This is a genomic window from Mesorhizobium sp. BR1-1-2 (genome assembly GCF_020165435.1).
Taxonomy (GTDB): domain Bacteria; phylum Pseudomonadota; class Alphaproteobacteria; order Rhizobiales; family Rhizobiaceae; genus Mesorhizobium.
Genome location: NZ_JAIUID010000018.1, coordinates 96287 through 105327, shown reverse-complemented (window position 1 = coordinate 105327; position 9041 = coordinate 96287). Strand labels below are relative to the sequence as shown.

8 protein-coding genes and 1 pseudogene are annotated in these 9041 nt (G+C 63.3%); 5 read left to right on the top strand and 4 right to left on the bottom strand.

Annotation, left to right across the window (positions count from 1 at the left end; genetic code table 11):
- Positions 1-237 (bottom strand): annotated as a pseudogene (locus tag LB551_RS26950) (DNA-binding response regulator); the annotation flags it as partial.
- Positions 238-282: 45 nt separating this feature from the next.
- On the opposite strand from LB551_RS26950, the gene LB551_RS26945 reads away from it, so the two are divergent.
- Positions 283-1056 carry a response regulator gene (locus tag LB551_RS26945; protein WP_224661085.1) on the top strand — a complete coding sequence of 258 codons (774 nt, stop codon included), beginning with the start codon at positions 283-285 and terminating at the stop codon, positions 1054-1056.
- Positions 1057-1215: 159 nt separating this feature from the next.
- Complete coding sequence (locus LB551_RS26940; protein ID WP_181172659.1) at positions 1216-3303, top strand: sensor histidine kinase; 2088 nt, start codon at positions 1216-1218, stop codon at positions 3301-3303.
- A gap of 135 nt (positions 3304-3438) precedes the next feature.
- Here LB551_RS26940 and LB551_RS26935 read toward each other — a convergent pair whose 3' ends face one another.
- Positions 3439-3849, bottom strand: coding sequence for a hypothetical protein (locus LB551_RS26935; protein ID WP_140554122.1), 411 nt, complete (start codon positions 3847-3849; stop codon positions 3439-3441).
- 441 nt (positions 3850-4290) lie between these two features.
- Here LB551_RS26935 and LB551_RS26930 point away from each other — a divergent pair, with 441 nt between their 5' ends.
- Entirely contained in the window at positions 4291-5493 is a 1203-nt protein-coding gene (locus tag LB551_RS26930; protein WP_224661084.1) for an aromatic ring-hydroxylating oxygenase subunit alpha, read from the top strand.
- 50 nt (positions 5494-5543) lie between these two features.
- Here LB551_RS26930 and LB551_RS26925 read toward each other — a convergent pair whose 3' ends face one another.
- Positions 5544-6962: an aminotransferase gene (locus LB551_RS26925; protein ID WP_224661083.1), complete on the bottom strand. Its 1419-nt coding sequence runs from the start codon at positions 6960-6962 to the stop codon at positions 5544-5546.
- Positions 6963-6988: 26 nt separating this feature from the next.
- A complete protein-coding gene (locus LB551_RS26920; protein ID WP_224661082.1) occupies positions 6989-7234 on the bottom strand; it encodes a hypothetical protein in 246 nt (81 codons plus the stop codon).
- Positions 7235-7297: 63 nt separating this feature from the next.
- Between LB551_RS26920 and LB551_RS26915 the strand changes: the two genes are divergently transcribed.
- Both LB551_RS26915 and LB551_RS26910 read left to right on the top strand, forming a co-directional pair.
- Positions 7298-8215, top strand: a complete 918-nt coding sequence (locus LB551_RS26915; RefSeq protein WP_224661081.1) for an ABC transporter permease — start codon at positions 7298-7300, stop codon at positions 8213-8215.
- A complete protein-coding gene (locus LB551_RS26910) occupies positions 8212-9036 on the top strand; it encodes an ABC transporter permease (RefSeq protein WP_140525484.1) in 825 nt (274 codons plus the stop codon). The genes LB551_RS26915 and LB551_RS26910 overlap by 4 nt, the downstream gene beginning before the upstream one ends.
- The last annotated feature ends 5 nt before the right edge of the window (positions 9037-9041 follow it).

Here is a 9041-nt window from a genome sequence, read left to right as displayed (position 1 = left end):
GCCCTCGCCACCCCCGCCTTGGCCGCCATAACGCCTGAGCAGATCACGTCCCTCCGCCTGGCTGAGGCTGTCACCGACGACGACGACGTCGACGTCCTTCCCCGCCAGCATCGATTCCGCCTCCCAGGGCTGGCGCGCCTGACGCACGTCGTGGCCCCGGCGATCGAGATGATCGGCGAGTTCGGTCGCCACCACGTCGGCGACGCAGATAAGCCCGATGACGGCGCGTGCGGCCATGTTTTCCAACCGTTTCCTGGCAACCCGATATGAGTGCTGGACATCATGTTTATACCCAATCTACTTTCCACCGAAAGTGGGAGCGAGCGCATCGTGCGGGCGAGAATTGTCATTGTCGAGGATGAGCCCGATCTGAGAGAGGCGGTTGCCGAATATCTCGGCGCCGCCGGCTATGATGTGGCGACCGCCGAAACCGCGGCCGCCGCGCGCAGCCTGGTCGAAACGCAGTCGTTCCATCTCGCCATCCTCGACATCGCCATGCCGGGTGAGGATGGTCTATCGCTCGGCCGCTGGTTGCGCTCGAGGCTGCCGATCGGCATCATCTACGCCACCGCCGCCGGCACCGCGCTCGACCGCATCGTCGGGCTGGAACTCGGTGCCGACGACTATATCGTCAAGCCATACGAGTTGCGCGAGGTGCTGGCGAGAGTCCGCAGCGTGCTGCGCCGCGTCCCGCAGCCAACGGAACCGCAGGACAGGAAAGCCGGGACGGAGCGCCGCTCCGTCGCCTTCGGACCGTTCCGGGCCGATCTCGACGGCAGGCTGGTCACCGGCGCCAACGGTGCGGTGATCGACATGGCCAAAAGCGAATTCGACGTGCTGGAGATTTTCCTCACCCGCGCCAACCGGCTTTTGACGCGCGCCGCGATCTCGGAGGCGATCGGCTTCACCGAGGATCCCGAATCCTCGCGCGCCGTCGACATCCGCATCATGCGCCTGAGGAAGAAGATCGAGGCGGACCCGGCCAACCCGAAATTCCTGCGCACGGTGCGCGGCGAAGGCTATATCTTCTCGCTGCCGGCCGGCGACGGCAACTGAGCGGGCGCAGGAGATTCCTCCTTCGCCCGTGCTGGTCTGTGGACGGATCCGACGCAAATGCCTGCCGTCCAAAAACGCTCTCGGTTTGGGACAAGGTATAAAACAAGGATTTGAAACGCGGCGCATGAAATCCGCTTGGCACCGCAACAATGGCTGAAAATGACCGCTGAAGCAGCAGGCACGGACATGCAAGACGGCCGGCAAGGCGCGGCGATGGCGGCAGTGCGTGTGGTCCGCCGGCTGCGCGAGGCCGGCGACTGGCAGCGCGAGATGGACGCCATACTGGAAACGCTGTGCCGCGCCATGGACTGCCAGCGCGGCATCCTGTTCCGCCTGCGCGAACTGCCCGGCCAGGGATTTGCCCAATCCGTCGCCGCCTACTGGATCGATCCCGTGTTCGGTGGCGAGCTGGCCTCGCCGACGGTGATCGTGCAGTCGATCATCAACGCCGATCCGTTGCTGGAACGCCTGCAGGAGGATGAACGGCAGGGCAAGATTTTCGCCGGCCATACGCGCGATCTCGAAGGCTTCCTCAGAGCCGATTTCGAAAAACAGAGCATCAAATCGTTCCTGTCCGTGTCCGTTTTCGCGCACGGCCATCTCTGGGGGACGCTGGCGGTCAATGATTGCGTCGAGGAGCGCGAATGGACCGACGAGGAAGAGGCGACGCTGCACATCATCGCGCTGGCCATCGGCGATGCCATCGAACGCTCGCCCTCCGACGCCCACGCCAGCGAGGTCATCCGCCGCACCATGCTGCAGGCCTCGCTCGATGCCATCATCGTCATCGACGAGACCGGCTCGATCGTCGAATTCAATCCGGCCGCCGAGAAGATGTTCGGCTTCCTGCGCAGCGACATCCTCGGCAAGGACCTGCTCGATACCATCGTGCCGATCTACTACCGCAAGGGCTATGCTTCGGGGGCCGAATATATGTCCGGGCGCGGCGCGCCGATGGTCGGACAGCGGCTCGAGACGGTGACCCAGAACGCCGCCGGCGAGATTTTCCCCATCGAATTGACGGCGACCGAGATGCGGGTCGCCGACCGCCGCCTGATCTTCGGCTCCATCCGCGACCTGCGCGACAAGCTGCGCGCCGAGGAGGAGATCAACCGGCAGCGCGAGAAGCTGCACCAGAACGAGAAGATGGCGGCGATGGGTTCGCTGCTTGCAGGCGTCTCGCATGAGCTCAACAACCCGCTGGCCGTGGTTGTCGCGCAGTCGACATTGCTGCACGAATTCGCCTCCGATCCGCAGACCAAGGTTCGCGCCGAGAAAGTGCGCGCCGCCGCCGAGCGTTGCGGCCGGATCGTCAAGAGCTTCCTGTCGATGGTCCGGCTGCATCCGACCGAGCGGGCCGAGACGGACCTCAACCAGGTGATCCGCGCGGCGCTCGAGGTGACCGCCTACGGCGCGCGCTCGAGCGGCATCATCATCGATACCGATTTCGCGCCTGGCCCGTTGCTGGCCATGGCCGACGCCGATCACGTCACCCAGGTGGCGGCCAATTTCCTCATCAACAGCCAGCATGCGCTGGCCGGCGTAGGCGGCGACCGGCTGATCAAGGTGCGGACCTTCCGCAGCGAGCGCGGCGATCCCGGTTTCTCGGTCGAGGACAATGGGCCTGGCGTGCCGGAAACGATCCGGTCCCGCATCTTCGAATCTTATTTCACCACCAAACCGGTCGGCGTCGGCACCGGCATCGGCCTGTCCATCTCGAAATCGATTATCGAGCGGCACAATGGCAACGTCTGGTTCGAGGAAGTGCTGCCGAATGGCGCTCGTTTCGTCGTCCAGCTGCCGGCCATTGCAGCCGGCATCGCCATTGCCGGCCAGAGCCAGCCGCGATCGAGCGGGCTGCGCCACGCCTTGATCATCGATGATGAGCCCGACGTCGCCGGTTCGCTCTCCGACATACTCGAATTAATGGGCATCAAGTCACGGATCGCGCTCGTCTGGGACACGGCCACAACCATATTGGCTGGCCACATGCCGCCCGACATCGTCTTTTCGGACCTGCGCATGCCTGGAACAAGCGGCATAACCATCTATCGAGAGTTGCTTGCCGAAAGGCCGGAACTGGCGCGGCGTTTCGTGCTGGTCACTGGCGACCTGATCGGCGCCAAGGCCGAAATCGAGGCGTTGCCGCCCTTGCAGCGTCCACAGATCCTGGAAAAACCGTTCAGCACGCTGGATGTGCGCAGCGTGCTTTCCGCCATTGCCGAACAGGCGGCTTTGAAGGGATAGGCCACGCCGACCGGTATCAAAAAAGGCCCCCGACCGACAAAGCGGCGGGAGCCGAAGGGAGCGCTGGAAGCGCTCGGGGAGCGCCGCGACATGATCCAGAGCGGAGCCGCTTCGGAACCATGTTTCAGCGAATACTCAGAAGACGTTCGGTGTATTGGTCAGTGGCGCGGCATTGGCGATCATCCGGATCGCACGGGCTTTGTGCGCTCCGGACTGCTCGGCTATGGCCCGCAGGCAATCGACGCTCTCGGCGCCCCACGCCTGACCCTTGCAGGCAAAGTCGATCATCGGCACCGGCAGGCGTGCGGTTCTGGTGGTGGTCATTGCGCCGCCGACGACGTTGGCCGGTGGATTGAGCGAAGCAAAGGCGGGGCCGACCGTCGGCGTGAACGCCATGCCGGCGAAGGCGCAAGCAGCCAGCGCCATGAACATTGCCATGGGGTGGTCGCTGGCGCGCTGGCGCAATGCCAGCTTCGGGCGGCGGCTAACGCGCTCCGGAGCCTGGGCCCGGCAGTCGTTCTTGGCAATCTGAACTTTCGCATGCATCATCATCCCCTTCGTTTAAGGTTCTTTTTTGAATGAAACGAACTTAGTCGCGCTCTGTATCAGCGGAAAGTTGGCGTGGATTTGATATTGTAACCGCCTTGAAACGGCACTTCGCGGCCAGATTCCACCAAGGGGACATCACGCGCGTGCTTGCCGATCCCGGCTCGGCGGATCGGCAAGCGGGCAAGACGCGTGGCGCCCTTTTGCCTCGGCTTCCCTGCTGGCAGGATTTGCTTCGGAAACCGTGCCGGAACCTAGCTTTGAAACCCGACCTAACGCCCGGATTCTCCGGGGTTTTCGGGGCGAGCCGTCACATCGGATCGGATCGCAATCGGCACGCAAATTTTCTTTCCAAAACATGCCTGTTTGCACAAGCCATTGCATTTCAATGAAAAATATGATTATATTGAACGGATATTCAATAAAAAGAAGAGACGTTTTATGAACCCGCATCTCCGTGACGTGGCCATTCCCAACGATTGGGACCGGCGGGGACTGCCTGGCTGGAGCTACCATTCCGATGCCCTTCTCGAACTCGAGAAGGAGCACGTTTTCCGCAACCATTGGCAGATCGCCGGACATGTCAGCGACATCCCTGACGCCGGCGACTACCTGGCCATGGACGTCGTAGGCGAACGCGCTCTGATCGTGCGCGGCAAGGACGGCGTCGTGCGGGGTTTCAACAATATGTGCCGCCATCGCGGCAGCCGTGTCGTCGCCGACAGCCAGGGCAACTGCAAGAACGCGCTTGTGTGCCCGTTCCACGGCTGGGTCTACAATCTCGACGGCACATTGCGCGGCGCTGCCCGCCCGCGTTCCTTTCCCGATCTCGACAAGACCGAGTTCGGCCTGATGCCGCTCGATCTGGAGGTCTGGATGGGCTTCATCTTCATCCGCTTCCGCGCTGGCGGCCCGCAGCCGTCCGTCGCCGAGCTGATGAAGCCGATCGAGCCGGAATTCTCGCACTACAAGGCCGCCGACATGGTGCCATCCTGGGGCATCTGGACCCAGAAAACTCCGGTCAACTGGAAGTCGGTGCGCGACGTCGACAATGAGGGCTATCACGTCGCCATGGCGCACCCGGCCCTGCAGGACCTCTATGGCGCGACCTATTTCGACGAACCCTTCGTCAACGGCGTGTCACGCTCCTTCGCCAGCTACAACCCGCATGCCGGCCGTCGCTGGAGCGTCAGGAACTACGTCAAGATCGCGCCGGAGCCGACGCATCTGCCGGACTATCTGAAGAAGGCCTGGGTCTATTACGGCATCTTCCCCAACGCGGTCCTCTCGGTGATGCCGGAATCGGTGCAATTCTATCAGGAGTTCCCGCTATCGACGGGTGAGACCCTGCTGCGCGGCGCCATCTACCGCTATCGCGACGAAAGCCGCGAGCAGGCCGCGGCCCGCTACCTCTCCTTCCGCATCGACCGCGACACCATGTCGGAGGATGTCCAGCTTTCGGTGTGGTCGAACGAATCCATGCTGTCGGAAGCCTTCGAGGGCTTTTACCTCTCCGACCTCGAATACGGAGTGCGCACCCACCACGACCATCTGCGCAGGCAGATCCCCGTGCTTGGGCTCGAAACGGCGCCGGAGGAGAAGGACATGTGGAACTTGAACGACGCGCTCAGGTCGCGGGGGTAGCTGCGACCGCGAAGCTGCCGATCTCCCCCCTCGTGGGGGAGATCGGCCAATCACCCCCGCCACACCCCTTCTTTCCTGAGATCATCCATCGTGCGCGAAATGCCCTCGCGCAAGATGCCGACCATGTCGTCGATCTGCTCGCGCGTGATGACCAGTGGCGGCGACATCACGCACATGTTGATCAGCGGCCGCACCAGCAGGCCGAGCTCGTGGCAATGCGCGTCGATGCGTTTGCCGACATCCTTATCGAGCTGCAGCGGATCCTTGCTTTCGCGGTCGGCGACGCATTCGACGCAGCCCATCAATCCCAGGCCGCGCACCTCGCCGACCAGCGGCAATTCTTCCAGCGTCTTCAGTTGCGCCTGGAAATAGGGCGCGACCGCCTGCGTGTGGGCAAGTATCCCCTGTTCCAGAAGGTCGAGATTCCTGAGCGCCACCGCGCAGCCGACCGGGTGCGAGGTATAGGTCAGGCCATGGCCGAACATCGCGTCGGGATGGTTCGACCGGCGCAGTTCCTCCAGCAGCCGTTCCGATATGATGACGCCGCCGAGCGGGAAATAGCCTGACGTCACACCCTTGGCGAAGGTGATCATGTCGGGATCGATGCCGAACACATCGCCCGAGGCAAAGACATGGCCCAGCCGTCCAAAGCCCGTCACCACCTCATCGGAGACATAGAGGATGTCGTTGTCGCGGCAGATCTCGCGGATGCGCTTGAGATAGCCGTCCGGCGGCACGACAACGCCTCCGGAAGCCTGTATGGGCTCGCCGACGAAAGCACCGATCCTGTCGGCGCCGACACGCGCGACGGTGCCGCGGAACTGGTCGACGAGGAAGTCGGTGAAATCAGCTATGCTCATGCCCTGTGGACGACGGAACGGATCGGGCGAGGACAGCTTGATCACCAGATCGTCGGCGCCGTCCATCCAGTCACGGTCGCGCGGGCGGCCATTGAGCGAGGCCGACAGATAGGTCGAGCCGTGATAGGCGCCGCCGCGCGACAGGATCAGCTTCTTCTCCGGCCGGCCCCGCACATTGTTGTAGAACTGCATGAAGCGCAGCGCCGTCTCCACCGCCGAGGAGCCGCCCGTGGTATAGAAGACGTGGCTGAGATCGCCGGGCGCGTGACCGGCTATGCGACCGGCAAGTTCCGCTGAAGGCACGTTCATCGTGTACCACGGGGTGTTGTAGGACAAGGCCATCGCCTGGTCGTACATCACCCTGGCGAGTTCCTCGCGCCGATGACCGACATTGACGCACCACATGCCGGCCGGCCCGTCGATCAACCGCTTGCCGGTGCCGTCGGTGATGTAGATGCCGTCGCCTTCGCCGATCAGCGCGCGCGCTTCCGCGCCGACCGAACCGGCATACGGCCAGGGCTGGACGAGGTGGCGCCTGGCCAACTCGACGGCATCGGCGGCTCCAGCTCCGGCCATGTCGCTCGCCTTCAGGTCCCTCGCAGCCGCCATTGTCATCTCCACATCATTCGTCGATTTCAGGATTTCGAAATTTGGCCGGCAGTGCCGGAAATATCCGGCATAACCCGCGCCATTTTGAATGTCCGTTCAATCAATATCTCAGAAATAGCGCTTGATTTCAATCCGCGGATGCGGGCATGATGAAAGAAAGCCGGCAAGCTTGGAGCGCGATCAGCAAAAGTGGTCACCGGTTTTGCGTTCGATCGCGCTCCAAAACAAAATTGGGAACAAACAGCCGGCGCCAGTCCAATGGGATACCGCATGGCGGGACGCTCCAGGCCAGCAACCGAGATCACAGCCGGAGCCCTGCCCTCCGGAGTCTGGCAATGACGGCGGCGGCGGAAGGGTCGCCCCCGTTGCGCATGACGCGGGCCAGACGAAACGCCCTTCTGCAATCCGAACCCGTGCAGGGCTTTGCCCTGATCAGCCCGACCTTTCTCTACGCGCTCATCCTCCTGGTCCTGCCGATCCTGGTGGTTATCGCCCACTCCTTCTGGACGCAGAACTATCTGACCATCGACCGCACCTTCACGCTGGAAAACTACCGCATCGCCCTGACCGAGCCGATCTATCGCGATCTGTTGTGGCGCTCGCTGTATATCTCGCTGACGGTCAGCTTCCTCACCGTCGTCCTGGCTTATCCGATCGCCTATTTCATTTCCTTCCATGGCGGCCGCCTCAAGAGCCTGTGGCTGTTCCTCATCACCATCCCGTTCTGGACCAGCTACCTGCTGCGCGTGATGTCGTGGAAGGTCATCCTCGGCTATAATGGCGTCTTGAACTCCGGGCTGATCGGCCTCGGCATCATCGACGAGCCGTCGACGGCGCTGCTCTACAATTCGAGCGCCGTCATCATCACGCTGACCCACGCCTGGGCGGCCTTCGCCATCCTGCCGATCTTCGTCTCGCTGGAGAAGATCGACCGGACCCTGGTGGAGGCGGCCACGGATCTCGGCGACGGTCCCTTTCGTTCGTTCCTTCGCGTGACCTTGCCGCTGTCGGCGCCGGGCATCATCTCGGCGGCGCTGATCGTCATGATCCCGACGGTCGGCGACTATGTCACCCCAAAGCTCGTCGGCGGCAAGGACGGCGTCATGATCGCCAACGCCATCCAGGCGCAGTTCGGCAAGGCCTCGAACTGGCCGCTGGGCGCCGCCCTTTCCGTCACCACGATGCTGGTCGTGACATTGATGGCCGGTGTCACGGTGCTGGTCATCCGTGCCGCCCAGAGGCTTGCGCGATGAGTGCGGCGCGACGCCTGCTGCCGGGCGGCTGGCTGTCGGCCTACGCCTTCCTCTATGTCGGCTTCCTTTATCTGCCCGTGATCTTCCTGCCGATCTTTTCGATCAACACGGCCGCGACGCCGAAATTCCCGCTGACCGGCTACACCCTCAAATGGTACGAGGACCTGCCCAACACGCCGGCGCTGCTCGACGCCACCTGGAACAGCCTGATCGTCGGCGTCTCGGCGTCCGTCCTTTCGACGGTCCTCGGCATCCTCGCCGCCCGCTCGATCACCCGCTACCGCTATCCCGGCCGGCGGGCCATCAACGGTCTGATCATGGCGCCGCTCGTGCTGCCGGAAGTCATCGTCGCCATCTCGATGCTGCTGGTGATGCTGCAGCTCGGCTTGAGCCTCTCCCTGTTTACCGTCGTGCTCGGCCATGTCCTGGTCTGCATCCCCTATTCGATGACGGTGCTGACCTCCGGCTTCGAGGGTTTCGATCGCAGCCTCGAGGAGGCCTCGGCCGACCTCGGCGAGAGCGCCTTCGGCACCTTCCGGCGGGTGACGCTGCCGATGGTGGCGCCGGCGATCATCTCCAGCCTGCTGGTCTGCTTCACCATTTCGCTGGACGAGTTCATCATCGCCTTCTTCCTGACCGGTACCGAGGCGACGCTGCCGATCTATATCTGGGGCCAGTTGCGCTTCGCGGCCAAACTGCCGGGCGTGCTCGCGCTCGGCACGCTGCTGCTGGTCGCCTCCTTCCTGCTGATGACCGTCGCCGAAATCCTGCGCCGCCGCGCCGCCAGACGCACCCAGAACGAGGGAGGGCTTTATGCCTGAGCAGG